Below are 25,115 nucleotides of genomic sequence, written 5' to 3' on the forward strand. Positions count from 1 at the left end.
GTCAGTCGCACGGACTGGCGGGCTACGGACAAGGCGCAGATCACGTATTCCGAGGTCTGGACCAGGGTGTCCTGCAGCATGTACGAGGGATCGAGGGGGGACGGTGGATCGGGGACTATCTTGCGCATGAATGCTCCTTGAGTCAGGTGGAGCTACCTTTAAACGCTGTCAAACGAATGGAGGCAGCTATACACGGGTTGACAGACCGGTGACCCAAGGAACCCGGCGCACACGAAGGTGCCCCATGTACAGCTGCCATGAAGCGCTGCAAAGGACCCTTGAATCGGTCAGCCTGTCAAAGCCGGTCGCTGAGGTGTCAACGACGAACCGAGACTAGGCCGCAATCCGAGCACTCGCAATGGGTTGGCAGCGCCGGCAATATAATTCGGAAATGGACTACAGGGAATGGGAAAAATCGGAGTTAAATTTGTAGGACCTTAGGCGCACCAGGCGTGAATATTCTTCCCTGGCACGGATGCAATAAAGCCCCTGAAAGCGATGAGCTGTCAGAGGCCTTATCGTTATGCGTTTCCCCTCCCGATGGGGCGTGCTCAAGCCCACAAACGTTGTGCGATAAGCGCCTCCAGTTTGCTTTGGTCCGCCGCAAACCCTCGAATCCCTTCGGCCAGCTGCGCGGTTGCCATTGCGTCCTCGTTCATCTGCCAGCGAAAATCGGCCTCGCTCAGTGGCGGTGGCGGCGCCTGATGGTCGGCGGGGGCGGCGAGCGCGGCCTGCAGGCTGCCCTCGGTCACTGCCAACTCCTCCAGCAGTGCGGGGCTGATCGTCAGCCGATCGCAACCTGCCAAAGCAACGATTTCACCGACGTTGCGAAAGCTAGCCCCCATCACCGAAGTCGCGTAACCGTGGCGTCGCATGAAGCGGTAGCTGGCCGCCACCAATTGAACCCCAGGCTCCGACGCCGGCGCGTACTCCTTGTTCGGGTAAGCGCGGCGATGCCAGTCCAGCACCCGGCCAACAAAAGGCGAGATCAGGAATGCGCCGGCTTCGGCGCAGGCGAGTGCCTGGGCGAGGTTGAAGATCAACGTCAAGTTGCACTGGATGCCCTCACGCTCCAGTTCGCTGGCCGCGCGAATGCCCTCCCAGGTGGCGGCGAGCTTGATGAGGAACCGCTCACGTGGAACGCCCGCCGCCTCGTACAGTGCGACCAGGCGCCTGGCCTTGGCCAGGCTTGCCTGTTTATCGAAGGACAGCCGCGCATCGACCTCGCTCGATACCCTGCCGGGCACGTGCTGCAATAGGTTGCAGCCCAAAGCAACGATCAGTTGGTCGGACAGTTGATCGATTGCCTGCGCATGCGGCAGGCCGGCAGCTTTCGCCAGGGCGCAGAGGTCATCGAGCAGTGTGTCGTAGTGGCCCGACACCACGGCCTTGAGCACCAGGGAGGGGTTGGTGGTTGCATCATGAGGGGCGAAGCGGCGAACGGCCTGAAGGTCGCCGGTGTCGGCGACCACTGTGCTGTACCGCTCCAACTGGCTGAGCAAAGTTGGCATGCTGGAACCCTTTGGTGGTTGATGTCAGACGGCCATGGGCTGTGCGGGGTGCGATGGCTCGGGCAGGGGCGTGGCCTGGTCTGCCAGCCCATGCATGATGGGTTTCAGGGCGTGGTAGGCCGCGCAGTAATGAACGAACATCTGGTCATACAGGGCTTTGTTCGCGGGGTTGGGATCGGCCCGTCGGCGCAGGGTGCGCCAGTTGCGGATAGCTTCGACGTCCTCGATGGCGCCGATTGCCAGTGCCGCGAGCATGGCGCCACCCAGCGGCGCTTCGACCTGCTGCTCGATGGTGAACACGGCGTGGCCGGTGATATCGGCGATGATCTGCATCCACAGGTTCGACGCCGTGCCGCCCCCTACCACGATCAAATGCGGATCGAGCTGCAGCCCTGCCTGGTTGCCCATTTGCATGTTGTGACGCAAGGCAAACGCCAGCCCCTCCAGTACTGCGCGGTACAGGTGAGCCTTGTGGTGGAACAGCGACAGCCCTATATAGGCCCCCGATGCCTTGGCATCCCAGATGGGGCTGCGCTCGCCCATAAGGTAGGGCAGGAACAACAGGCCGTCTGCACCGGCGGGCGTCTTGGCAGCGTCCTGCTCCATCAGTTGGTGCACCTCGGCGCCGGGTGACAGGGCAGCTGCCTGCTTTTCCTGTGCACAGAACTGCTCACGGAACCAGCTGATTGCGGCACCGGCGGTAATGGCGCCGCCGAAGCTGTAGGTGTTGGCGCCAGCGTCGTAGACGTAAGGCATGTTGATCAGCCCTTTGCAGGCAGCGCTGCGCTGCTTGATGAAGCCCCAGCACATGCTGGTGCCCAGCATCGCGACATGGTTGCCTGGCGCAATGACCCCTGCGGCCAGTGTGGCCATCGCTGCATCGACTCCGCCGGCAACTACCTTGGTGCCTGGCTGTAGCCCGAGCCGCTGCGCCGCAGCCGGTAGCAGGCTGCCAATGACCTGCCCGGGCGCAACCAGGCGTTGCGGCATCAGGTGGGCGTCGATGCCCAGGGCATCGAGCATCAGAGGCGACCAGCCACGCGTTGCGAGGTCGTAGATGCCGCCGATATTGCCCGCTGAACTGTGGTCCACGGCCAGCTCGCCGGTCAGGTGGTACTGCACAAAGCTGTTGGGCGGCAGCAGGTAGCGCGCTTTGGCCCAGACCTCTGGCTGGTTGCGCTTGATCCACAGCATCTTGGTATAGCCGTAGTAGCTGTCGACACCGTTGCCCGTTATGCGCTGCAACTGTTCCACATCCACATTTTCGCGCACCCACTCGGCCTCGGCGATGGCTCGGCGGTCCATCCAGATGAGGCAGGGGTGAAGGGGGTTGATGTCGGCGTCCACCGGGATGCCCGAGCCCCCGTAGAGGCTGCTGATGCAGATGGCTTTGATCTGGGCGGCTGGTACTTGGCTGCGGCGGATGCTGGTCGCGACCGTTTCGTAGACAGCGTCCAGCCACACCTGCGGCCATTGCTGCGCCCACAACGGTCGAGGTTGCTCGACCTGGTAGCTGACGCAGGCCTGGGCCAGCATTCCACCCTCGGTTGACATCAAGAGAGCCTTGGTACTTTGCGTGCCGATGTCGACACCAATCACGTAGTCCATTGTTGTCCCTTTTATTATTGGCGTGGTGGTTTATGTAGACGTGAACATTTTTTTGGCGATTTTATCCGACGGCAGTTTCAAATCGCGGCTGATCAATCCATGGTTGATAATGTTAACGTCAACATTTCGGGACGCTAGCACAACACGATTGTCACCACAATACGCATGCACGGTTGTGGCCTGGCGTACAATCGCTGAAAATCACGGCGCCCGCAGCCAGCCACCATCGAGCGTTCATGACCAGACCAGGCAAAGCCACCATCACCGACATCGCCAAACGCGTGAACATGACTACCGTCACGGTGTCGCGGGCGCTCAACCAGCCAGAGAAGGTCAAGAAACAGACGCTGGAGCTCATCCTCAAGGTGGCCAAAGAGCTCAACTACGTGCCCAATGCCTTTGCCCGCAACCTCAAGAATCGCGAGAGCCGGCTGCTGGGCCTGGTCACGGCAAGCCTGGAAAACCCGTTCTACGGTGAGATCATCAAGGCGATAACGCGCGAGGCGAAGAAGCGCGACTACACCTTGATGCTGTTCGATACCGATGGCTCGCCAGAGCTGGAGGCGCGGGCGATCGATACGCTGCTCAGCTATCAGGTTGCCGGGGTGATCCTCTCGGTGATCAGCGACGACGACCAATACCAGCCGAGCTATCTGGCCAAGCTGGAGATGGCCGCCATCCCGGTCGTCCAGATCGACCGCCAGCTCACAGGTGCGCCGTTTGCCGGCGTCTACCTGGACAACGAGCAGAGCGGCTATCAGGGCGCGCGCGCCTTGTTGGCACAGGGGCGACGCCGGCTGCTGGTCGTCGCCGGGCCGCAACGCTCGAAGATTTCCCTGGCGCGGCTGGCAGGCATTCGCCGCGCGTTGGAGCAGTGGCCAGAACCTACCGTGCTGGAGGTCGTGCATGGGGACTACACCCAGGCGCCGGCACGTGATGTGGTGCGTAGTTACCTGCAAAGTGGCAAGTGGCCCGATGTCATCTTTGGCCTCAATGCGCTCATGACCTTGGGTGCGCTGCAGGCCATGCGCGAGGTTGGCTTGAGCCGCAATGACATAGCGCTGTTCAGCATCGACCAGGTGCACTATGCCGAGATCTATGGCCAACCCATCCCTTGCATCAGCCATAGCAGCGTCGAGTTGGGTGTTGGCGCGATCAACCTGTTGCTTGGCCAGATCGACGATCCTTCGCAACCGCTGCGCGACCAAGTCATTGAAGGGCAGCTACTGCTCTGACCTGCCAGCCAATGGCGGGTACATATCTGGTTAAAAATGTAGACGTTGACATTTGGCGCTGAGCTGGCGTCAGATTGAGCCCGCAAGCGATTCGAGTGGTATGTAAACGTCTACATAAAAATAATCAAAGTGCCCTTTGTTCGTCAGGGGGCCAGGGAGGTGGCGAATGGCAACGCAACTCGAAGGTAAAGTGGCAGCGGTCACAGGCGCTGCGTCGGGAATAGGCCTGGCATCGGCCGAGGCGATGGTGGCAGCCGGTGCCAGGGTGGTCATGATCGACCGGGATGAAGCCGCCTTGGCCAGCGCGTGTGAACGCCTGGGGGAGGCGGCCATGCCGTTGGTGATCGACCTGCTGGTGCCTGAGCGCTGTGCAACGCTGCTGCCGGGTGTGCTGGCGAAGGCCGGCCAGCTCGACATTCTGTATGCCAACGCCGGTTGCTACGTGGGCGGTGATCTGGTTGATGCGGATGTGGCGGCCATCGACCGCATGCTGAACCTCAACGTCAATGCCGTGATCAAGAATGTGCATGATGTGTTGCCGCACATGATCGAGAGGGGGACGGGCGACATTCTGGTCACAGGCTCGGTGGCCGGGCATTTTCCGGTTCCCTGGGAGCCGGTGTACTCGGCCTCCAAGTGGGCGGTCAACTGCTTCGTGCAGACGGTGCGCCGCCAGGTCAAGGCTCACGGTATCCGTGTCGGCGCCGTGTCGCCTGGCCCGGTCAGCAGTGCACTGCTGGCCGATTGGCCGGAAGAAAACCTGAAAAAGGCCAAGGCGAGCGGAAGCCTGATCGAACCCTCCGACATAGCCGATGCGGTCATGTACATGCTCACGCGCCCGCGTAACGTGACGATTCGGGACATGATCGTGCTGCCTTCGGCATTTGATATGTAACGGTTGCACTCAACATCAACCGCTGCAGGCGTGATCTTGTCGAGGCAGCCTGCAGCGTAAGTTGGTCTGCGGTATGTCTTATTTCAAAGCGCTACCGAAAACCGCCGCTGGATTGGATGGCGGCCTATCTTCGAATGCGACTTGGATCCAATACTCCGGTTCTGTATCATCCGGCCGCCATCAGAATGATGGCCGATGATTATTTAAAGGACTGAAGTAATGAAAAAGCTGTTCAAGGCCACCGTAGCCGTTGCTGTCGTTTCGGGCGTTGCCCTGCTGTCCGGTTGCACTGGCCAAGTTTACAACCAGCAGAAAAACTGCTCGTACGACTACCTGTTCCACCCATCGGTTTCCATCTCCAAGGTCATCGGTGGCTGCGGCCCGATCGATAAACTGCCTCAGCCGCAGTAAGCTTGGCGATACCCTGATCGCGTCACCTGTGACCTGATCCAAAGCCCCCAGTCATGCATATGGCTGGGGGCTTTTGTTTGTCTGGCGTGACAACCTGCCGCTGGGACAACCTGCCGCCTTGCTTGTACGCCCGCAATTTGTTTGTGCTGGCATTTCAGATACAATCAGCGAAACGATTCAGCCCTGTCGGTCAATACGACAAAAGCCTGGGTCGTTTTCTGGTTCTTTAAGCCGCTGAACAATGATCACAAAAAGCCTGCGCACAAGAACACGAAGCACCTGGGCCAGCCACAGGCCCGTCCTCCGTTCTACAGACTGGAATTGATCAATGTTCAAGAAAGCTGGCAAGACCTTGCTGGGTCTGGCTGTCGCTGCGAGCTTCATGCAAGCGCACGCCGCAGAAACCAAGAAAGTCGATGTGCTGCTGGTCGGCGGCGGCATCATGAGCTCCACCCTGGCCGTGTGGCTGCACGAGCTGGAGCCAAGCTGGTCGATGGAAATGGTCGAGCGCCTGGATGGCGTCGCCGAAGAAAGCTCCAACGGCTGGAACAACGCCGGCACCGGCCACTCCGCGCTGGCTGAGCTGAACTACACCCCGGAAGATAAAGACGGCAACGTCAACATCACCAAGGCCATCGAAATCAACGAAGCCTTCCAGATCTCCCGCCAGTTCTGGTCGTGGCAGGTCCGTCAGGGCGTGCTGAAGAACCCGCATTCGTTCATCAACACCACCCCGCACATGAGCTTCGTGTGGGGCGATGACAACATCAAGTTCCTCAAGAAGCGTTATGACGCGCTGCAGGCAAGCCCGCTGTTCCGCTCGATGCAGTACTCCGAGGACCACGCGCAGATCGCCAAGTGGGTCCCGCTGATGATGGAAGGCCGCGACCCGAACCAGAAGCTGGCGGTGACCTGGACGCCACTGGGCACCGACGTGAACTTCGGTGAAATCACCCGCCAGTTCGTCGGCCACCTGAAGACCCAGGACAACTTCACCCTGAAGCTGTCCAGCGAAGTCCAGGACATCACCCGCAACGAGGACGGCTCCTGGCACGTCGAGTACAAGAACCTGAAGGACGGGACCGAGTCGGCCACCGACGCCAAGTTCCTGTTCATCGGTGCCGGCGGCGGCGCGCTGAAGCTGCTGCAGAAGTCGGGCATTCCTGAAGCCAAGGAATACGCAGGCTTCCCGGTCGGCGGTTCGTTCCTGGTGACAGAGAACCCGACCATCGCCATGCAGCACATGGCCAAGGCCTATGGCATCGCCTCGACCGGCGCGCCACCCATGTCGGTACCGCACCTGGACACCCGTGTGCTGGACGGCAAGCGCGTGATCCTGTTCGGGCCATTCGCCACCTTCTCGACCAAGTTCCTGAAGAACGGTTCGTACCTGGACCTGCTCAGCAGCACCACCATGCACAACGTGTGGCCAATGACCAAGGTCGGCATCGAGCAGTACCCGCTGGTCGAGTACCTTGCTGGCCAGCTGATGCTGTCGGACGACGACCGCTTCGAAGCGCTGCGCACCTACTTCCCGAACGCCAAGAAGGAAGACTGGAAGCTGTGGCAGGCCGGTCAGCGCGTGCAGATCATCAAGCGTGACGCAGACAAGGGCGGCGTGCTGAAGCTGGGTACCGAAGTGGTGGCCTCGCAAGACCGCACCATCGCCGGCCTGCTGGGCGCATCGCCAGGCGCCTCGACCGCCGCACCGATCATGCTGAACGTGCTGGAAACCGTGTTCAAAGACAAGGTCGCCACCCCGCAATGGCAAGCCAAGATCAAAGAGATCGTGCCTAGCTACGGCACCAAGCTCAACGATTCGGCAGCGGCCACGCAGAAAGAGTGGAACTACACCGCTGAAGTCCTGCAGCTGGAGAAGCCGCCGGTCATCGACCAGAGCGTCGGTACCAGCACGGGTGCTAGCCAGCCGGTTGAAAGCAAGCCAGAGAACGACATGGCGCTGTAAGCGTCAGCGTTGTGATCGAAAGCCACGGGGGTGACCTCGTGGTTTTTTTTTGCCTGTTCCGGCCCCCACAGCCAACCCTGGCTCACCGCTGACGCAAAATGCACTCCAGCAAACCGGGGAAGCGTGCATCGAGCATTTCGCTGCGCAGTGAGTTCATATGCGTAGTGCCCACATTGCGCGTTTGCACCAGCCCCGCATCGCGCAACACGCGAAAATGATGGGACATGCTGGACTTCGGCCGGCCGCCGTCCAGCTCGCCGCAGCTGGCTTCTGTCACGCCCGCCAGGTGGCGCACGATTTCCATGCGTACAGGGTCGCTCAGCGCATACAGCAGGCGCTCGAGGATCAGGTCTTCAGGGGTGGGATGTTTGTAGGCTCGCATGGGCGTCATGATAACGGGGGTTTCATTAATTGCCATAGTTCGATTATGATCGAACTATCGTATTCAGATGAACCCGGAGTTCTCCATGTCCGCACTGTTCGAACCCTATACCCTCAAAGACGTCACCTTGCGCAACCGCATCGCCATTCCGCCGATGTGCCAGTACATGGCCGAGGACGGCATGATCAACGATTGGCACCAGGTGCATTACGCCGGCCTGGCCCGTGGTGGCGCCGGCCTGCTGGTGGTCGAAGCCACTGCGGTGGCGCCGCAAGGGCGTATCACCCCCGGTTGCGCCGGTATCTGGAGCGACGCCCATGCCCAGGCCTTTGTGCCGGTGGTGCAGGCGATCAAGGCTGCAGGCTCGGTGCCGGGCATCCAGATCGCCCACGCGGGGCGCAAGGCCAGTGCCAACCGCCCGTGGGAAGGTGACGACCATATCGCCGCGGATGACGCGCGAGGCTGGGACACCATCGCCCCGTCGGCCATCGCCTTCGGCGCCCACTTGCCGAAAGTGCCCCGTGAAATGACCCTGGACGACATTGCCCGGGTCAAGCAGGACTTCGTCGATGCCGCACGTCGGGCGCGTGATGCGGGCTTTGAATGGATCGAACTGCACTTCGCTCACGGCTACCTGGGGCAGAGCTTCTTCTCCGAGCATTCCAACCAGCGCACCGATGCCTACGGTGGCAGCTTCGAGAACCGCAGCCGCTTCCTGCTGGAAACCCTGGCAGCCGTGCGCGAGGTGTGGCCGGAAAACCTGCCGCTGACCGCCCGCTTTGGCGTGCTGGAATACGACGGCCGTGATGAGCAGACGCTGGAAGAGTCCATCGAGTTGGCCCGCCTGTTCAAGGCGGGTGGCCTGGACCTGCTCAGTGTCAGCGTCGGCTTCACCATCCCGGACACCAACATTCCATGGGGCCCTGCCTTCATGGGGCCGATCGCTGAGCGTGTGCGTCGTGAGGCAGGTTTGCCAGTGACTTCGGCGTGGGGCTTCGGTACCCCGCAGTTGGCGGAAGGGGCGTTGAAGGCCAATCAGCTCGACCTGGTGTCGGTGGGGCGTGCGCACCTGGCCGACCCGCACTGGGCGTATTTTGCGGCCAAGGAACTGGGCGTCGATAAAGCCTCGTGGACTTTGCCTGCGCCTTACGCGCACTGGCTTGAGCGTTATCGCTGATTCTTGGAGGGGCCGCACAGCGGCCCCGGCTCAAAACCGATCCAACCGGTAACCCTTCAACTCGGCACGAAGCTCCCGTTCAGCCAACCCAGCCACCCATTCCGCTGTCACCGCCGCCTGGGTCAACCCCAGGTGCTGATGCCCAAACGCTAGCAGCACGCGCCCGTCACACACCCGGTCGATCACCGGCAGCGAGTCCGGCAGCGAAGGCCGCAAGCCCATCCACGGCGTCGCCCCTTCGGCATTCAGTTCACGTTGGAACAAACCCTTGCTCAACCGGTGCAACTGCCACGCCCGCTGCATGCTCGGCGGTGCATCGAGACCGGCGAACTCCACCGTGCCAGCCAGGCGCAAGCCCTCGGCCATTGGCGTCATGATGAACTTGCGCTCCAGCGAGGTGACGGCGAATGGCAAGCGCTGCTGCTCGCCAGGCAGCATCAGGTGATAGCCACGCTCGGTGTCCAGAGGGACTCGTTTGCCGGTCAGAGCCGTGGTCAGTTGCGCTGAGTGCGCGCCGCAACTGATTAGCACCTGGCGCGCATGGAACGTACCCTGGCCGGTGTTGAGCTGCACGCCATTGTCATTCAGTTGTCCGCCATCGACCTGCGCCTGGACGAAGCGCACGCCACAGGCCTTGGCGGCTTCGAACAACTCGATTACCACGCGGTAAGGGTCGATGAAATGCCCGGTACGGGGGAAAAACAAGCCGCCCAAGATAGACGAGGTCAACTCTGGCGCAGCGGCGCGCACCGTGTCGGCCGACCAGAATTCAGCCGGCACCGCCTGCTGTTGCATGCGTGCCTGCAACGCTTCCAGTGCCGGGCGCGACTCGGCGCGCTCGAACACCAGCAACGAGCCGTCCTCCTTGAACAGCGCGCTGCGCCCGATGGAGCCGAGCAAACGCTGCCAGGCGCCCAGGCTGCCTTCGTTCAGTGCACGGATGCCGGCCACGCTGCGCTGGAACGGCTCCGGGCGCAGGTTGAGCAGCAGCCGGGTGAACCAGGGCAACGCCTTGGGCAGGTACTTCCAGTCCAGCCGCAGGGGCCCCATCGGGTCCAGCAGCATGCGCGGCAGGCGCTTGAGGATCGACAGGTCGGCAATCGGGAACACCTGCTCGGTAGCCAGGTGTCCGGCATTGCCGTAGGAGGCGCCGTGGCCCGGCGGTTGGCGGTCGATCAGCAGCACGCGACGGCCCTGGCGGGCCAGTTGCAGGGCGCAGGCGACACCGACAATGCCGGCGCCGACCACAGCGATATCGGTCTGGGAGGGGGCGTGGGCCATGATTCAGTGTTCCCGCTTGCCGTCGAGCAAGCGCCGCACCTGCAGCGGGTTTGCGTTCTTCAGCGCCTGCGGCAGCAAGGCATCGGGGAAGTCCTGATAGCACACCGGCCGCAGAAAACGCAGGATCGCAGCCGTGCCCACCGAGGTGCTGCGTGCATCGGACGTTGCCGGGAACGGCCCGCCGTGGACCATCGCATCGCACACCTCAACCCCGGTCGGCCAGCCATTGACCAGCAGGCGCCCGGCCTTGCGTTCGAGGGTCGGCAGCAGGCTGCGGGCGCTGTCGAGGTCGGCATCGTCCAGGTGCAGGGTCGCGGTCAGTTGGCCCTCCAGGTGCTCGGCCACCTGGCGCACTTGTTCATCGCTGTCGCAGGCCACCACCAACGAAGCGGCGCCAAACACCTCGGCCTGCAAGCCCGGGTCGGCGAGAAACGCGCTGGCCTGGGTGACGAACAGCTGAGCCTGGCACTGGTTCGGGCCTTGCGGGGGTTGGCCGCAGGCCGCGACCTTGGCATTGCTGTTTTCGGTCAGGGCGCCCACACCCGCTGCGTAGGCATTGAAAATGCCCGGGGTCAGCATGGTCTGCGCCGCTGCATGGCGTACTTGCTCGCTGGCGGCGGCGATAAAACGCTGCAGTGCCGGGCCTTGGCGGGCGACTATCAGGCCGGGGTTGGTGCAGAACTGCCCGGCGCCCTGGGTCAACGAGGCAACGAAACCTTGGGCCAGTACCTCACCACGCGCCTGCAAGGCTGCGTCGAACAGGAACACCGGGTTGATCGAGCTCATCTCGGCATACACCGGGATCGGTTCCGGGCGCGCCTGAGCCGCGTGGCACAGGGCCAAACCGCCGCTGCGCGAACCGGTGAAGCCAACGGCCTTGATCCGCGGGTCGCTGACCAGGGCGATGCCCACTTCACGCCCAGCACCATACAACAGCGAGAAGACGCCCTCTGGCAGGCCGCACAGCTGCACGGCGCGAGCGACGGCCTGGCCGACCAGCTCACTGGTGCCCGGGTGCGCGCCGTGTGCCTTGACCACCACCGGGCAGCCGGCGGCCAGGGCCGAGGCGGTGTCGCCACCGGCCACCGAGAAGGCCAGGGGGAAGTTGCTGGCGCCAAACACCGCTACCGGCCCCAAGGCCACCTGGCGCTGGCGCAGGTCGGCGCGCGGCAGGGGCTGGCGCTGTGGTTGGGCGGCATCGACGCGCACATCCAGCCATTCACCACTGCGCACCACGCGGGCGAAGGTGCGCAGTTGGCCACAGGTACGGCCCCGTTCGCCCAGGATACGTGCCTTGGGCAGGCCACTTTCGGCCACGGCACGGCCGATCAAGGCATCGCCCAGCGCTTCTATCTGCTGGGCGATGGTTTCGAGAAAGATTGCGCGTTGCTCCAGTGAGGTTTCGCGGTAGGCGTCGAACGCAGCCCAGGCCAGTTCGCAGGCGTGGGCCACGTGTTCCCCGGTACCGCCGGCATAGGCGGGTTCCAGGGGCTGGTTGGTAGCCGGGTCGATGGCGCGGATCGCTTCGCGGCTGCCGGGTACGGCGCGTTGGCCGATCAGCAGTTTGCCTGTCAGGGGCATGGAGCCTCCTTCATAGTCGGATTCTGGGTCGGGGCTGCCAAGCAGCCCCAGGGTTCAGGCCAGGTTCTGCTCGGCCGACCAGCTGGCATACCACGTGCGGAACAGCGCGTACTGCTGTTCGGCGTAGTTGCGCTGGGCGTCGGTGAGCGCATCGGTTTCGTTGAAGTGCAGGCTGTATTCGCGGTCGCCGTTGAGCACCATCAGGTGCTTGTAATACAGCACCAGGTCGCAGCCCTCATCGAACGACGACAGCACCGCCAATGCCGACTCCAGCTCGCGTGCCAGGCGGCGGGCCCTGGCGTCACCCTTGGCCGCTTGCTTGCTCAGGCTCACCAGTTGCAGCACTTCACGCGGCAGGGCATTGCCGATGCCGGTAATGGCGCCGGTGGCGTTGCAGTTGACGAAACCATGGACTACCTGGGTATCCACGCCGACCATCAGGGTCACATCGTCGTCTTTGGAGGTGATGTGCTCGGCGGCGTAGCGCAGGTCGGCACCACCACCGAACTCCTTGAAACCGATCAGGTTCGGGTAGTCGCGGCGCAGTTCGAAGAACAGGTCGGCACGGGTGGCAAAGCCGTAGTAGGGGCTGTTGTAGATCACTGCAGGCAGCTTCGGCGCCGCTTGCAGGATCGCGGCGAAGTGGTGCTTCTGGGCGATCAGAGAGGCGCCACGCGACAGCACGCGGGGGATGACCATCAGGCCGGCGGCGCCGACCTTGGCGGCATGGGCTGCATGGGCCACGGCTTCACGGGTGTTCACCGCGCCGGTGCCGACGATGGTCGGGATGCCGGCGGCAACCAGGCGCGCCACGCCCTCCTGGCGCTCGGCTTCGGTCAGCAGCGGCCAGTCGCCCATCGAGCCGCAGTAGACCACGGCGCTCATGCCGGCCTCGATCAGCTCGCGCCCTTTGCGCACAAGGGCGTCGAAGTCTGGCTTGCGCTCGGCGGTGCAGGGTGTCATCAGGGCAGGCATGCAGCCGGTGAAAATATTGTCGCTCATGGGTATCACTCCTTGCAGTATTCAGTCTGGGTTGCGAAGAAAATGGCCTGGGCAGTCAGATGCCCCAGGCGAAAGGGTCTTGTTCGTCGATCAGCAGGGTACTGTCGGCGGTCATGTAGGCGCGGCCGGTGATGAACGGCCGAATATGCTCACCTTCGCGCTCGTAGCGGCCGTGGAACTGGCTGCCGGTAATGCTGGCCTGGACCCAGGTCTGGCCTTCGGCGAGCTTGCCGTCGGCGGCCAGGCAGGCCAGCTTGGCGCTGGTGCCGGTGCCGCAGGGCGAGCGGTCATAGGCCTTGCCGGGGCACATGACGAAGTTGCGGCTGTCGGCATCAGGGTCGGCGGCAAACAGCTCGATATGGTCGATGGGGGCGCCGTGCTCGCCGGTGATGCCTTGGGCCTCCAGGGCCTTGAGCATCGCCCAGGTGAACGCGGTGAGAGCTTCGCGGTTGTCCAGCTCGATGCGCTGGCCGTGCTCTGAAACCAGGAAGAACCAGTTGCCGCCCCAGGCGATGTCGCCGTGCACCACGCCATGGCCTGGCACGTCCACCGACACCTGCCGGCGGTAGCGATAGGACGGCACGTTGCCGACGGTGACCGCGCCGTCCTCGTGCAGGGTGGCGCTGACCTGGCCGACCGGCGTGTCGATTTTGTGCACGCCCGGCTGGATCAGCCCCAGGTGCCGTAGCGAGGCGACCAGCCCGATGGTGCCGTGGCCACACATGTTCAGGTACCCGGCATTGTTGAAAAAGATCACCCCACAAGTGGCGTCTTCCGACACCGGGGCGCAGTACAGCGCACCGACCAGCACATCGTTGCCGCGTGGCTCCAGCAGGCAGGCGCGGCGCCAGTGGTCGTGCAGCTCGCGCAACTCATCGCGCTGCTCGGCCATGCTGCGGCCATTGAGTTGCGGGAAGCCATTCATTACCAGGCGGGTCGGTTCGCCGCCGGTGTGCGAGTCGATGACGTGAACGTGTTTCATGGGCATGTCCATTCTCTAGTGAGCCTGCTTTTGTGCTGGTTGTGCCGGCGACAGGGCCAGTAGCCTTCAGGAGGCCAGTGCAGCCGGGCGAGTGGCGGCCTGGGCCTCGTGGCTTGTTTCGCTTTCGTCTTCGCCTTCCAGGCGCACCAGGTGGGCCGGCACGCCGGTGGCAGCACCCCAGTAGTAGATGCCCAGCGCGCAGGCCGCGACGACCACGGTATCGAACGGGTGGCCGATCACGCCCAGGCCGCCGAAACTGCCCAGCCAGGAAAGCAGGATGGTCACCGCGTAAAAGCCGATCAGCCAGGCGCTGGAGCGCACTTGCTGGGCCAGCGACAGGTGCTGGGTCGGCACGAAGCGGCCGCACAGCAGGTACAGCACGAACATCACGATCTGCAGGGCCAGTAGCCACGACACGGTGTTCCAGCCGGACCAGTAGACGATCAGCGCGGCGATGATGAACGACAGCGGGCCCAGCACGCCCATGCCCTTGACCCGGAACGGGCGTGGCATGTCTGGCGCATTGCGGCGCAGGGCAGCGACGGTGACCGGCGCTACGGCATAGCTCAGCACCAGGGCTGCAGACACCACGTTGATCAGCGCTTCCCAGGACGGAAAGGGCAGGGTCCAGAACACTGACAGGCCGAAGGTCAGCCACAGCGCCGGGCGTGGGATGCCCGATTGCTCGTCGATGCGGGTGAAATACTTGAAGAAGGTGCCGGTCTGGGCCCAGCCATAGATCACCCGCGGGGTGGCGTTCATGTAGATGTTGCCGCAGCCGCTGGGGGAGATCACCGCATCGGCCACCACCAGGTAGGCCAGCCAGCCTACGCCCAGGGCCAAGGCGATGTCACGGTAGGGCAGGGCCAGTTCCTTTGTCACCGAAGCCCAGCCGTTGGTCAGCATTTCGGTTGGCACGCTGCCAAGGAAGGCCAGTTGCAGCAGGGCATAGATCGCGGTGGACAGCAGCACGGAGAGGATCAGCGCGATGGGTATGGTGCGCTGTGGGTTCTTGACCTCGCTTGCCACCGAGATGATTGGTGTCAGGCCCAGGTAAGCGAAGATGATGCCGCCAGCCGAGACGGCCATTTCCACACCGGACATGCCGAAGGGGGCGAAGCCCTGGACCTCGAAGTTCTCTGGCTTGAAGAAGGTGAACAGCACACCGATCACCAGCAGCGGCACGATGAACTTGAACACGCTGACCAGGTTGTTGGCCTTGGCGAAGGTCTTGACGCTGCGGTAGTTGAGCAGGAAGAACAGCCCCAGCAGCGCAAACTGCACCAACCAGCCGAGCACGGTGGGGTCGCTGGAGCCGGCCTTGGTCAGGCCGGGGAACCAGGCCGCGGCGTACTGGCGTGATGCGACCACTTCGATGGCGATCAGGCTGGAGAAGGCGATCAGGGTGATGAAGCCCATCAGGTAGCCGAGCAGTGGGCCGTGCGAGTACACCGGGTAGCGCACCACACCCCCGGCGCGTGGCAGCGCGGCGCCGAGTTCGCAGTAAACGATGCCCAGTAGCAGTACGGCGAAGCCGCCGAGAAACCAGGAGAGGATGCCGGCCGGCCCGGCAATGGCCGAAACGTGGCTGGCGGCGAACAGCCAGCCGGAGCCGAAGATGGCGCCGAGGCCGATGAAGGTGAGGTCCAGCAATGACAGCTGTTTCTTGAATTTGCCTGACATGGGGTCGCCTTTTTGTAGGTTTTGGATAGGCAGGTCTGATGTCACCAGGTGCGGCTTTTGGGGCCGCGCTCTTGTAGGTCTTGGGCGGCTTGCGTGGGAACTAGAGTGGACCGAACGGGGCCACGGTTCTTGATGGTTTTCTGCAGGGCGGATGACGAAATCGGCACAATTGCAGAAAAGGCTGGCGCGCCGGTCGCCAGGATGGATAGGCTGGAGGCCTTGCTGTGCAAGGGTTTGGGAGTTTTGCCGGCGATGGCGCCGGTGCAGACACTAGAGAATTGACTGATGGCCGACGCCACCTTGGCAGCCCTGTACCAGAACTTGGACCAGCACCGCCCCGCCAGCCTTCAGGCACTGCTCGCCGGGGTATCCCTGCTGTTGCCGATCCTCGATGCCATCCCCAACGCCGCGATCTTCATCAAGGATCCGGATGCCCGCTATGTGCTGGCCAACAACACCCTGGTTCAGCGCTGCGGCCTCAAGCGCCTGCAACCACTGTTGGGCAAGACCAGCGCCGAAGTCTTCCCGGCGCAACTGGGCCCCGGTTATACCGAGCAGGACCGTCGTGTGCTCAAGGATGGCCTGGTGCTGGAAGACCAGCTCGAGCTGCACCTGTACGGCAGCCGTGAACCGGGCTGGTGCCTGACGCACAAGCGCCCGCTGCATGACAGTGCCGGCCAGATCATCGGGCTGGTAGGCATTTCGGTCGACCTGCAGTCAGCGGCAGACACGCACCCCGCCTACCAGCGCCTGGCCGCGGTGGACGAGCATATTCGGCGGCACTTTCATCAACCGATCAGCCTGGGTGAACTGACCCGCATTGCCGGCATTTCCGTCGCGCAACTGGAGCGCTACTGCAAGCGGGTATTCCACCTCACACCTCGGCAAATGATTCACAAGGCGCGGCTGGAACATGCCCATCGGCTGCTGCACAGCGACTTGCCGATCACCGAAGTGGCGTTGCAGTGCGGTTACACCGACCACAGTGCTTTCAGCCGGCAGTTCAAGCAACTTACGGGTTTTACACCGCGCCAGTACCGTCAGGCGACTGCCGCTCAGGAGGGCTGAAACAGTGTGCGGGCCTCGTCAAAACACTGTTCGGCAATCGCCGAGCGCGGCTCGCTGCGGCGCAGCAGCAGGCCGACGGGGCTGTGGATGCTGGCGTCGGTGATCGGGATGATGCGCATGTGCTCGCTCAGGTCTTCCAACCCGCAATCGAGCGGCATGATTGCGCAGCACACGCCGGTGTTGATGGCTTGAACCAACTGGAAGCTCGAGTCGCTTTCCAGCACGGCATTGGGTTCCAGGCTGCGGCTGCGAAAGCTCAGGTCGAGCGACTGACGGTAGTGCATCCCCTTGCTCAGCAAGCCCAGAGGGATTTCGCCCAGTTCCTCCCAACGCAGGGTGTCGGCTTCGAACTGGAAGTGCCGGGTATCGTGCAGCAGGCCCATGGTGGTGGTGCCCAGTTCGATCACCTCGAAGAAGTTGGCGTTGACCTGGTCCAGATAGCAGATCCCCAGGTCGAGCTGGTTGCGGCTCAGGCCATCCATGATCTGCTCGGTGCTGTGCGAGCTGAGCTGAAACTGCAGCTCGGGGTATTTTTCGCGCAGCGGCAGCAGCAGCTGCATGGGGTTGAAGCTGGCCAGCGGCACGGTGCCCAGGCGCAAGCTACCAACCACTTGGCCGCGGCAGCTGGCTGCCTCGGCCTGCAGGCCATCATGGGCGGCGAGCAGGGTGCGGGCCCAGGCCAGGATGCGCTCGCCGGCTTCGGTGAAGCCCTCGAAGCGCTGGCCGCGCTTGACCAGCACCAGTTCCAGTTCGTCTTCCAGGTTGCGCAGGCGCATGGACAGGGTCGGCTGGGTGATATGGCACAGCGCCGCAGCCTGGCCGAAGTGGCGGGTCTGGTCGAGGGCGATGAGGAACTTGAGCTGCTTGATGTCCATGGGAGTGCCTGGGGTCTGGTTGTGCTGACCTTAACCAAGTCAGCGATAGATGTCATTGATCGGGCGGTACGGCATATCTATTGGACGCGCTCTGGTCATGTCTCTAGCGTAACGACCATGCCATACAAGGAGCTTCACTGTGCGCGTTCAATCCGACGCGGTCTTCGTACCGCTCAATATCGCCGTACTGACGGTCAGCGACACCCGCACCTACGACAACGACACTTCGGGTGAGCTGCTCGCCAGCCGCCCGGTGCAGATTGGCCATCGCCTGGTCTCGCGTGCGCTGCTCAAGGACGACCTGTACAAGATCCGCGCCCAGGTGGCCACCTGGATTGCCGATGAGCAGGTGCAGGTGGTGCTGATCACCGGCGGCACCGGTTTCACCGGGCGGGACAGCACACCGGAAGCGGTGGAGTGCCTGTTCGATCGGCGTATCGACGGTTTCGGCGAGCTGTTCCGGGCGTTGTCCATTCTTGATGTCGGTACCTCGACCGTGCAGAGCCGGGCGTTGGCCGGCATGGCCAATGGCACTTTGGTGTGCTGCCTGCCAGGTTCTACCGGTGCCTGCCGCACGGCGTGGGAAGGCATCCTGGTGGAGCAGCTGGATGCGCGGCACCAGCCTTGTAATTTTGTGAAGCACCTTAAGCCCATCGCGCCCTGCGACACACGCGGTTGATCAGTTCCGGCCCTATCGCCAGCTTGCCGGCGATAGGGCCAGTCAGCTCAACACATGCTCCACCGGCTGCAGCGCCGGTGGCAGCGGCTCCACGCCCAAGGCCCCCAGCACATCCCGCTCGACCGTGCGCACCATGGCATCGGTCGGCAGGTCGTTCTCGTCTCGCCCGAACGGGTCTTCCAGTTCATTGCCGATCGCATCCAGCCCAAAGAAGGTGTACCCCACAATGGTGGTAAACAGCGGTGCCAGCCAGCCCAGCGGCTCGGCCAGCGCGAACGGCAGCAACAGGCAGAAGATGTAGATGGTCCGGTGCAGCAGCAGGGTATAGGGGAAGGGCAGCGGTGTGCCCTTGATCCGCTCGCAGGTGGCCTGTACCTCTGACAGCCCGACCAGGCGTTGTTCCAACAGGCTGTAGCGCCAGTCGCTGATTTGCTGCTGCTCGGCCAGGCGTGAGCAGCGGGCGCCAACCTCCTGCAAGATACCGTCGCAGACATTGTGCGGGCGGATCGCGGCGGGGTTGGCCAGCCACGGCCGGGCGGCGGCCACCTCATCCTCGTTGCGCAACCGGGCATTGAGCGCATGGGCAAAGCCGCACAGGCTGTGCAGCACCTCGGCGCGCAGCTTTTCATCGGCGATCACCACGCTCTCACGTATGAACGAGCGGGTCTCGATGATCATCTTCCCCCAGGCCTTGCGCCCCTCCCACCAACGGTCGTAACAGGCATTGTTGCGAAAACTCATGAAGATCGACAGCGACAGGCCAAGCAGCGTGAAGGGGGTAGCGCTGACGGGGTAGAAAAACGCCGGGAAGTGGCGTTCGACCAGCACGATCAGGGCGGCGAGCAAGGTCACCATCAGGCAGCGCAAGGCAATGCGCTTGACGATCGAACCCTTGAGGGTGAACAGCACGCGCAACACATCGGGGCGAGAGTGAACGATCATGAAAGTCCAGAGACGGCCGGTCAGCCGCCGGTCATGTTCATGAAGCGCAGGATCTGCACATCGCCACCGACCTCGAAATGATGGCGGTAGGGCTTGAGGTGCAGTGAATCGCGGATGGCTTTTTCCAGCCGCTCGGCATCACCCGGGTGGGCACGCAGCACCTGTTTGAGGTCCATCGAATGTTCATTGCCCAGGCACAGCAGCAGCCGGCCTTCGACAGTCAGGCGCACACGGTTGCAGGTGGCGCAGAAGTTGTGGCTGTGCGGCGAGATGAACCCGACACGGGTGCTCGCCGCTTCTGCCAGGCGCCAGTAGCGCGCCGGGCCCTGGGACGACTCGGTCGATTCGATCAGGGTGAATTGCTCGGCCACCCGCGCGCGCACTTCGTCGCTGGAGCAGAACGACTCGCCGCGTTCATGCTCGTTGATCACGCCCAGCGGCATTTCTTCAATGAAAGTGATGTCCAGTTCGCGGTCGATGGCAAAGCGCACCAGGTCGACCAGCTCATCGTCGTTGCGCCCCTTGAGCACCACGCAGTTGAGTTTGATGCGCTGAAAACCCGCGCGGCGGGCCGCGTCGATGCCGGCGATCACCTGGGCCAGGTCGCCGGTGCGGGTCAGTTGCTTGAAACGTTCTGCATCGAGGCTGTCGAGGCTGATGTTCAGGCGCGACAGGCCGGCGTCGAACAGCGGCTGAGCCAGGCGGGGGAGCTGCGAGCCGTTGCTGGTCATGCACAGTTCACGCAGGCCGGGCAGGGCGGCAATGCGCCCGCACAGGTCGACGATGCCCTGGCGGACCAGCGGCTCGCCGCCGGTAAGGCGAATCTTGCGGGTGCCTAAGGCGACGAAGCGTTCGGCCACCTGGAACAATTCCTCAAGGCTGAGGATCTGCTGGCGCGGCAGGAACTGCATGTCTTCAGCCATGCAGTAGACGCAACGGAAGTCGCAGCGGTCCGTGACCGACATCCGCAGGTAGTCGATTTTCCGGTTGAAGCCGTCGATCAGGGCCCGGCTGTTCTGTTCCACGTTCGCGCTCGGCAGGGGAGGAGTACTGGTTCCACGCTATAACCTGCGGTGTTCGCCGTCAAATTGCTTTGCCCGACTGCTTGATCAATCTCATCTATCACGGCTGCAGGGCCAGTACTCCAAGGCCTTGATCGGATTGTCGCGTTTGCGTGATTACCCGCGAAGGGAACGCTGCCAACACCAGCCCATCATCGAAACGGCCTATCACCCCGTAAGACATTTCGATTGGACGGCCCCCTGTCGGCCTCCATAGGCTGGAAAACAAGCACCGGACGACACGATCCGCTGCACTTTTCGATGCCCGCGTGAGGATTGACCGCATGAGCCAGGACGACCATATCAGGGACTACAAGGGGCCGGCCGCCGGCTGGGGCGCGCTCAAGAGCGTGACCAAGAGCTGGCTGGGCAGTGACAACGCCTTCAAGAACCTGCGGGCCATGCTCAAGACCAACCAGAACGGCGGTTTCGACTGCCCCGGCTGCGCCTGGGGCGAGTCGCCGGAAAGCGACATGGTCAAGTTCTGCGAGAACGGCGCCAAGGCGGTCAACTGGGAGGCCACCGGCCGTTCGGTCGACCCCGCGTTTTTTGCCAGGTACAGCGTCAGCGCGCTGGCCGAGCAGACCGACTACTGGCTCGAATACCAGGGCCGCCTGACCCACCCGATGCGCTACGATGCGGCTACCGACCATTACGTCGAAACCACTTGGGAAGAGGCCTTTGCCCTGGTCGCCCGGCACTTGCAGGCGCTGGATTCGCCCGATGAGGCCGAGTTCTACACCTCCGGCCGGGCCAGCAACGAGGCGGCATTCCTCTACCAGCTGTTCGTCCGCGCCTATGGCACCAACAACTTCCCTGACTGCTCGAACATGTGCCACGAGGCCAGTGGCGTGGGCATGTCGGAAACCCTCGGCGTAGGCAAGGGCACCGTGGTGTTCCACGACCTGGAACTGGCCGATGCGATCTTTGTCATCGGCCAGAACCCCGGCACCAATCACCCGCGCATGCTCGAGCCGCTGCGTGAAGCGGTCAAGCGCGGCGCCCAGGTGGTGTGCTTCAACCCGCTCAAAGAGCGTGGCCTGGAGCGCTTCCAGCACCCGCAGCACCCGTTCGAAATGCTCAGCAACGGCTCCGAGCCGACCAACACCGCCTACTTCCGCCCAGCCCTGGGCGGCGACATGGCGGCCATGCGCGGCATTGCCAAGTACCTGCTGCAGTGGGAGCGCGAAGCCCAGGCCAAGGGTGAACCAGCGGTATTGGACCATGACTTCATCGCCGCGCACACCAGCGGTGTGGACGCCTACCTGGCGGCAGTGGATGCCACCTCGTGGGACCATATCGTCGAGCAGTCCGGCCTGACCCTGGCCGAGATCGAGCTGGCCGCGCGCATGTACCGCAAGGCCGAGCGGGTGATCATGTGCTGGGCGATGGGCGTCACCCAGCACCGCCACTCGGTGCCGACCGTGCAGGAGATCGTCAACCTGCAACTGTTGCGCGGCAACGTCGGCAAGCCCGGGGCGGGCCTGTCGCCGGTGCGTGGCCACAGCAATGTGCAAGGCGACCGCACCATGGGCATCGACGAGAAACCCAGGACGGCGTTGCTCGATGCCTTGGAAAAACGCTTCCAGTTCCGCGTACCTCGCGCCCATGGGCACAACGCGGTGCTGGCGATCCAGGCCATGGAGCAACAGCGTGCCAAGGTGTTCATCGCGCTGGGTGGCAACTTCGCCCAGGCGACGCCGGACACCCCCCGCACCCACGCGGCCCTGCGCAACTGTGCGCTGACGGTGCAAATCTCCACCAAGCTCAACCGTTCGCACCTGGTCACTGGCCGCGATGCGCTGATCCTACCCTGCCTGGGGCGCACCGAGATCGACCTGCAAGCCGGCGGGCCGCAGGGCGTGACCGTGGAAGACACCTTCAGCATGGTGCATATCTCCCATGGCCAACTGCGCCCGCGTTCCCCGCACATGCGGTCCGAACCCTGGATCATTGCCGGCATGGCCAAGGCCACGCTGGGCAACAAGCCCATCGATTGGGAATACGCCGTTGCCGACTATGGCCGTATTCGCAGCATGATCGCCGATGTCATCCCCGGCTTTGCCAACTTCAACCAGCGCCTGCAGCAACCAGGCGGTTTCCACCTGGGCAACAGTGCCGCCCAGCGCAGCTGGCGCACGGCGACCGGCAAGGCGCGTTTCAGTGCCAGCCCGTTGCCAGAGCATCTGGTCAATGCCCAGGTGCTCGCCCGTGGCGACAAGCCTGACCTGATCCTGCAGACGATGCGCTCGCATGACCAGTACAACACCACGCTTTATGGGCTAGATGATCGTTATCGGGGCGTGTTTGGCCTGCGAGAAGTGGTGTTCGTCAGCGAGGCGGACATCCATCGCCTGGGCTTTGAGCCGGGTGAGCACGTAGACCTGGTGTCACTGTGGGAGGACGGTGTGGAGCGCCGGGTATCGGGCTTCCGCCTGGTGCCCTACGACATTCCCGATGGGCAGGCAGCGGCCTACTACCCGGAAACCAACCCGCTGGTGCCGTTGGAAAGTTACGGCGAGGGCACCTATACGCCGACGTCCAAATTCGTGGCGATTCGGCTTGAGAAGGCCAAGGCGGGGAACCGGATCAAAGCGGTGGCGGCGCAGTGATGTGACGCTAAGGCAGGCACCGATCAGGGCCGGTGTACCGGGAAAGCCGTGGTGTATTTCATCTGCTCCATGGCAAAGCTGGACGTGATGTTGGAGAGCCCATCGGTGCTGGTAATCAGTTTTTTGTAGAACCGGTCGTAGGCGGCGATATCCCCCACCACCACCCGCAGCATGTAATCCCAGTCCCCTGACATGCGATAGAACTCCATCACCTCCTCGAAGCCTTTCACCGTCTCGGCAAACTGCTCAAGCCAGGCGCTGTCGTGGCGCTGGGTCTTGAGCTGGACGAATACCGTCAGGCCCAGGCCCAGGCGTTCGGGGTCGAGCAGGGCGACGCGGCCGAGGATGTAGCCATCCTCTTCCAAGCGTTTGACCCGCTTCCAGCAGGGGGTGGTGGACAGGTTGACGGCTTCGGCCAGGTCCTTGAGCGAGAGCGAGGCGTCGCGCTGGAGCAGGGTGAGGATGTGCTGGTCGAAACTGTCCATGAGGATCCGCTGGCGGTCAGGAAAATATTCCCCAGATTACCCCAACGATAGAAAAAATTCCCGCAACCGCCGGCGTTGTGGCGGCAGGTGATTGTGCGATAGTTGCGCACTTACATCTGCCAATGGGCCCGACCATGTCCGACAAGCCGCGCAATTTCGCCACCCGTACCATCCACGCCGGTGAGCAGTTCAGTGTCGCCGACAACGCGATCTTCCCGCCTATCTACACCGCCAGCTCGTATATCAAGCGCAGCCTCGATGACAACCCCGAGTACGCCTACAGCCGCGTCGGCAACCCGACCCGGCATGCCTATGAAAGCTGTGTCGCGGCGCTTGAAGAGGGTGTTGGCGCGGTGGCCTGTGCCTCCGGTGTAAACGCCACCGCCACGGTGCTGGAGCTGCTCCCCAAGGACGCTCATGTGGTGGTGATGAACGGTGTCTACGGCGGTACCTTCCGCATTCTTGAAGACTACCGCGCACGCACGTCGGGCCTTACCACCACCTATGTCGACCTCAACGATGTCGCGGCCGTAGCGGCGGCGATCAAACCCGAAACCCAGTTGATCTGGATCGAGTCGCCGACCAACCCGTTGCTGCACCTGGTCGACATCAAGGCGGTCTGCGACCTGGCACGGGCGCGTGGCATCCTCACCTGCATCGACAACACCTTCTGCTCGCCGTGGAACCAGCGGCCGATCACCCTCGGTGTGGACCTGGTGATGCATTCGGCCAGCAAATACATTGGCGGCCACTCCGACCTGACCGGCGGCGTGGTGGTGGCTGCCAATGACGCCTTGCTGGGGCGCCTGCGCAAGATCAGCATGGCCGTGGGGGCAATCCAGGGCCCGTTCGACTGTTACCTGGCCCTGCGTGGCCTGAAGACCCTTGACGTGCGCATGGAGCGCCAGTGTGCCAATGCCCTGCAGGTGGCACGCTTTCTGGAAAGCCATCCGCAGATCGAGCAGGTGTATTACCCGGGCCTGGAGAGCCACCCGCAGCACGCGCTGTGCAAACGCCAGATGCGCGCTGGCGGGGCGGTGGTGGCAATGAAGGTCAAGAACGGTGACCGGGCGGCGCTCAATCGCCTGGTGGAGGCATTGCAGATCTTTGTTCTGGCCGATTCGCTGGGCGGCGTGGAGAGCATGATCAACCACTCCTGGAGCATGTCGCACAACTCACTGAGCCCCGAGCAGAAGGGGGTGATGGGGATCAGTGAAAGCCTGTTGCGGCTGTCGATCGGGATCGAGGATTACCGGGACCTGATCGAAGACCTGGACGGGGCTTTGAACGCATCGGCTGCTGTGTAACGGGTGTTGGGCCTGTCGCCGGCAAGCGGGCTTGCCGGCGACAGGCCGATTGATTCAGCAGAGAGCCATCAGGATTTCGGCGGATGAATGATTCGCTCGATCTTGTCCTTGATCAGCAGGCGCTCCTTGCGCAGGCGGTTGACGGTATCGTCGTTGGTCCCATTGCCTTCGGCGGCCACCACCTCCTTGTCTTTGGCGTTGTATTCCTTGTGCAGGGCATGCAGCGTCTGGTCCTTGTCTATCAGTGCCTGGAATGCATCGGCGGTAACGTGCAAGTCAGCGAGCAGATCATGCGGAACTGGCATTTCTTCACCTCTGTCAGGGTTGTCAGTAAGGTCCTGACCTTTGAGGATAGCCGCCTTTGCGCGGGTA

22 protein-coding genes are annotated in these 25,115 nt (G+C 63.1%); 9 read left to right on the forward strand and 13 right to left on the reverse strand.

The features are described from left to right. Positions 1-551 precede the first annotated feature (551 nt). Positions 552-1,511, reverse strand: a complete 960-nt coding sequence (gene tal / locus BLX42_RS18720) for a transaldolase (protein ID WP_161872365.1) — start codon at positions 1,509-1,511, stop codon at positions 552-554. 24 nt (positions 1,512-1,535) lie between these two features. After that, positions 1,536-3,119 carry an FGGY-family carbohydrate kinase gene (locus BLX42_RS18725; RefSeq protein WP_161872366.1) on the reverse strand — a complete coding sequence of 528 codons (1,584 nt, stop codon included), beginning with the start codon at positions 3,117-3,119 and terminating at the stop codon, positions 1,536-1,538. 236 nt (positions 3,120-3,355) lie between these two features. Between BLX42_RS18725 and BLX42_RS18730 the strand changes: the two genes are divergently transcribed. The 4 genes from BLX42_RS18730 to mqo all read left to right on the forward strand — a co-directional run bounded on the left by BLX42_RS18730 (position 3,356) and on the right by mqo (position 7,626). Next, positions 3,356-4,354: a LacI family DNA-binding transcriptional regulator gene (locus tag BLX42_RS18730; RefSeq protein WP_046787999.1), complete on the forward strand. Its 999-nt coding sequence runs from the start codon at positions 3,356-3,358 to the stop codon at positions 4,352-4,354. Between the two features lie 166 nt (positions 4,355-4,520). Beyond that, a complete protein-coding gene (locus tag BLX42_RS18735) occupies positions 4,521-5,249 on the forward strand; it encodes an SDR family oxidoreductase (protein ID WP_046788000.1) in 729 nt (242 codons plus the stop codon). A gap of 219 nt (positions 5,250-5,468) precedes the next feature. Further along, positions 5,469-5,660, forward strand: a complete 192-nt coding sequence (locus tag BLX42_RS18740; protein WP_008097338.1) for a DUF4223 family protein — start codon at positions 5,469-5,471, stop codon at positions 5,658-5,660. A gap of 328 nt (positions 5,661-5,988) precedes the next feature. Next, positions 5,989-7,626, forward strand: coding sequence for a malate dehydrogenase (quinone) (gene mqo / locus BLX42_RS18745; protein WP_046788001.1), 1,638 nt, complete (start codon positions 5,989-5,991; stop codon positions 7,624-7,626). 82 nt (positions 7,627-7,708) lie between these two features. Here mqo and BLX42_RS18750 read toward each other — a convergent pair whose 3' ends face one another. Next, a complete protein-coding gene (locus BLX42_RS18750) occupies positions 7,709-8,044 on the reverse strand; it encodes a helix-turn-helix transcriptional regulator (RefSeq protein WP_161872367.1) in 336 nt (111 codons plus the stop codon). 49 nt (positions 8,045-8,093) lie between these two features. Here BLX42_RS18750 and xenA point away from each other — a divergent pair, with 49 nt between their 5' ends. Continuing rightward, positions 8,094-9,185 (forward strand): xenobiotic reductase XenA, encoded by a 1,092-nt coding sequence (xenA, locus tag BLX42_RS18755; RefSeq protein ID WP_046788002.1) that lies wholly within the window; start codon positions 8,094-8,096, stop codon positions 9,183-9,185. 30 nt (positions 9,186-9,215) lie between these two features. Here xenA and BLX42_RS18760 read toward each other — a convergent pair whose 3' ends face one another. The 5 genes from BLX42_RS18760 to BLX42_RS18780 all read right to left on the reverse strand — a co-directional run bounded on the left by BLX42_RS18760 (position 9,216) and on the right by BLX42_RS18780 (position 15,714). Then, positions 9,216-10,466, reverse strand: coding sequence for an FAD-binding oxidoreductase (locus BLX42_RS18760; RefSeq protein WP_161872368.1), 1,251 nt, complete (start codon positions 10,464-10,466; stop codon positions 9,216-9,218). 3 nt (positions 10,467-10,469) lie between these two features. After that, the gene (locus BLX42_RS18765) at positions 10,470-12,047 is read right to left on the reverse strand and encodes an aldehyde dehydrogenase (NADP(+)) (protein ID WP_161872369.1); all 1,578 of its coding nucleotides are present in this window, start codon (positions 12,045-12,047) and stop codon (positions 10,470-10,472) included. A gap of 54 nt (positions 12,048-12,101) precedes the next feature. Continuing rightward, positions 12,102-13,049: a dihydrodipicolinate synthase family protein gene (locus tag BLX42_RS18770; RefSeq protein WP_119687627.1), complete on the reverse strand. Its 948-nt coding sequence runs from the start codon at positions 13,047-13,049 to the stop codon at positions 12,102-12,104. A gap of 55 nt (positions 13,050-13,104) precedes the next feature. After that, complete coding sequence (locus BLX42_RS18775; RefSeq protein ID WP_046788006.1) at positions 13,105-14,031, reverse strand: 4-hydroxyproline epimerase; 927 nt, start codon at positions 14,029-14,031, stop codon at positions 13,105-13,107. Positions 14,032-14,097: 66 nt separating this feature from the next. Continuing rightward, positions 14,098-15,714: an APC family permease gene (locus BLX42_RS18780; protein WP_125925095.1), complete on the reverse strand. Its 1,617-nt coding sequence runs from the start codon at positions 15,712-15,714 to the stop codon at positions 14,098-14,100. A 285-nt stretch (positions 15,715-15,999) separates the two neighbouring features. Between BLX42_RS18780 and BLX42_RS18785 the strand changes: the two genes are divergently transcribed. Further along, complete coding sequence (locus BLX42_RS18785) at positions 16,000-16,782, forward strand: AraC family transcriptional regulator (protein WP_046788008.1); 783 nt, start codon at positions 16,000-16,002, stop codon at positions 16,780-16,782. On the opposite strand, the gene BLX42_RS18790 is transcribed toward BLX42_RS18785, so the two are convergent. Then, on the reverse strand, positions 16,770-17,657 hold the full coding sequence (locus BLX42_RS18790) for a LysR family transcriptional regulator (protein ID WP_115274081.1): 888 nt from the start codon (positions 17,655-17,657) through the stop codon (positions 16,770-16,772). The genes BLX42_RS18785 and BLX42_RS18790 overlap by 13 nt on opposite strands. Before the next feature lie 139 nt (positions 17,658-17,796). Here BLX42_RS18790 and moaB point away from each other — a divergent pair, with 139 nt between their 5' ends. Continuing rightward, on the forward strand, positions 17,797-18,336 hold the full coding sequence (moaB, locus tag BLX42_RS18795) for a molybdenum cofactor biosynthesis protein B (RefSeq protein ID WP_115274082.1): 540 nt from the start codon (positions 17,797-17,799) through the stop codon (positions 18,334-18,336). A gap of 42 nt (positions 18,337-18,378) precedes the next feature. Here moaB and BLX42_RS18800 read toward each other — a convergent pair whose 3' ends face one another. Then, positions 18,379-19,278, reverse strand: a complete 900-nt coding sequence (locus tag BLX42_RS18800; protein WP_161872370.1) for a bestrophin family protein — start codon at positions 19,276-19,278, stop codon at positions 18,379-18,381. Between the two features lie 20 nt (positions 19,279-19,298). Beyond that, positions 19,299-20,303 (reverse strand): GTP 3',8-cyclase MoaA, encoded by a 1,005-nt coding sequence (gene moaA / locus BLX42_RS18805; protein WP_161872371.1) that lies wholly within the window; start codon positions 20,301-20,303, stop codon positions 19,299-19,301. 320 nt (positions 20,304-20,623) lie between these two features. Between moaA and BLX42_RS18810 the strand changes: the two genes are divergently transcribed. Continuing rightward, on the forward strand, positions 20,624-22,951 hold the full coding sequence (locus tag BLX42_RS18810) for an FdhF/YdeP family oxidoreductase (RefSeq protein WP_161872372.1): 2,328 nt from the start codon (positions 20,624-20,626) through the stop codon (positions 22,949-22,951). A 23-nt stretch (positions 22,952-22,974) separates the two neighbouring features. Here BLX42_RS18810 and BLX42_RS18815 read toward each other — a convergent pair whose 3' ends face one another. Continuing rightward, positions 22,975-23,436 carry an Lrp/AsnC family transcriptional regulator gene (locus BLX42_RS18815; RefSeq protein WP_012315727.1) on the reverse strand — a complete coding sequence of 154 codons (462 nt, stop codon included), beginning with the start codon at positions 23,434-23,436 and terminating at the stop codon, positions 22,975-22,977. Between the two features lie 122 nt (positions 23,437-23,558). Here BLX42_RS18815 and BLX42_RS18820 point away from each other — a divergent pair, with 122 nt between their 5' ends. Beyond that, on the forward strand, positions 23,559-24,743 hold the full coding sequence (locus BLX42_RS18820) for a PLP-dependent aspartate aminotransferase family protein (protein WP_115274086.1): 1,185 nt from the start codon (positions 23,559-23,561) through the stop codon (positions 24,741-24,743). Positions 24,744-24,811: 68 nt separating this feature from the next. On the opposite strand, the gene BLX42_RS18825 is transcribed toward BLX42_RS18820, so the two are convergent. Then, positions 24,812-25,048, reverse strand: coding sequence for a YdcH family protein (locus tag BLX42_RS18825; protein WP_012315725.1), 237 nt, complete (start codon positions 25,046-25,048; stop codon positions 24,812-24,814). Positions 25,049-25,115 lie beyond the last annotated feature (67 nt).

Source organism: Pseudomonas sp. SG-MS2 (genome assembly GCF_009933855.1).
GTDB lineage: Bacteria > Pseudomonadota > Gammaproteobacteria > Pseudomonadales > Pseudomonadaceae > Aquipseudomonas > Aquipseudomonas putida_E.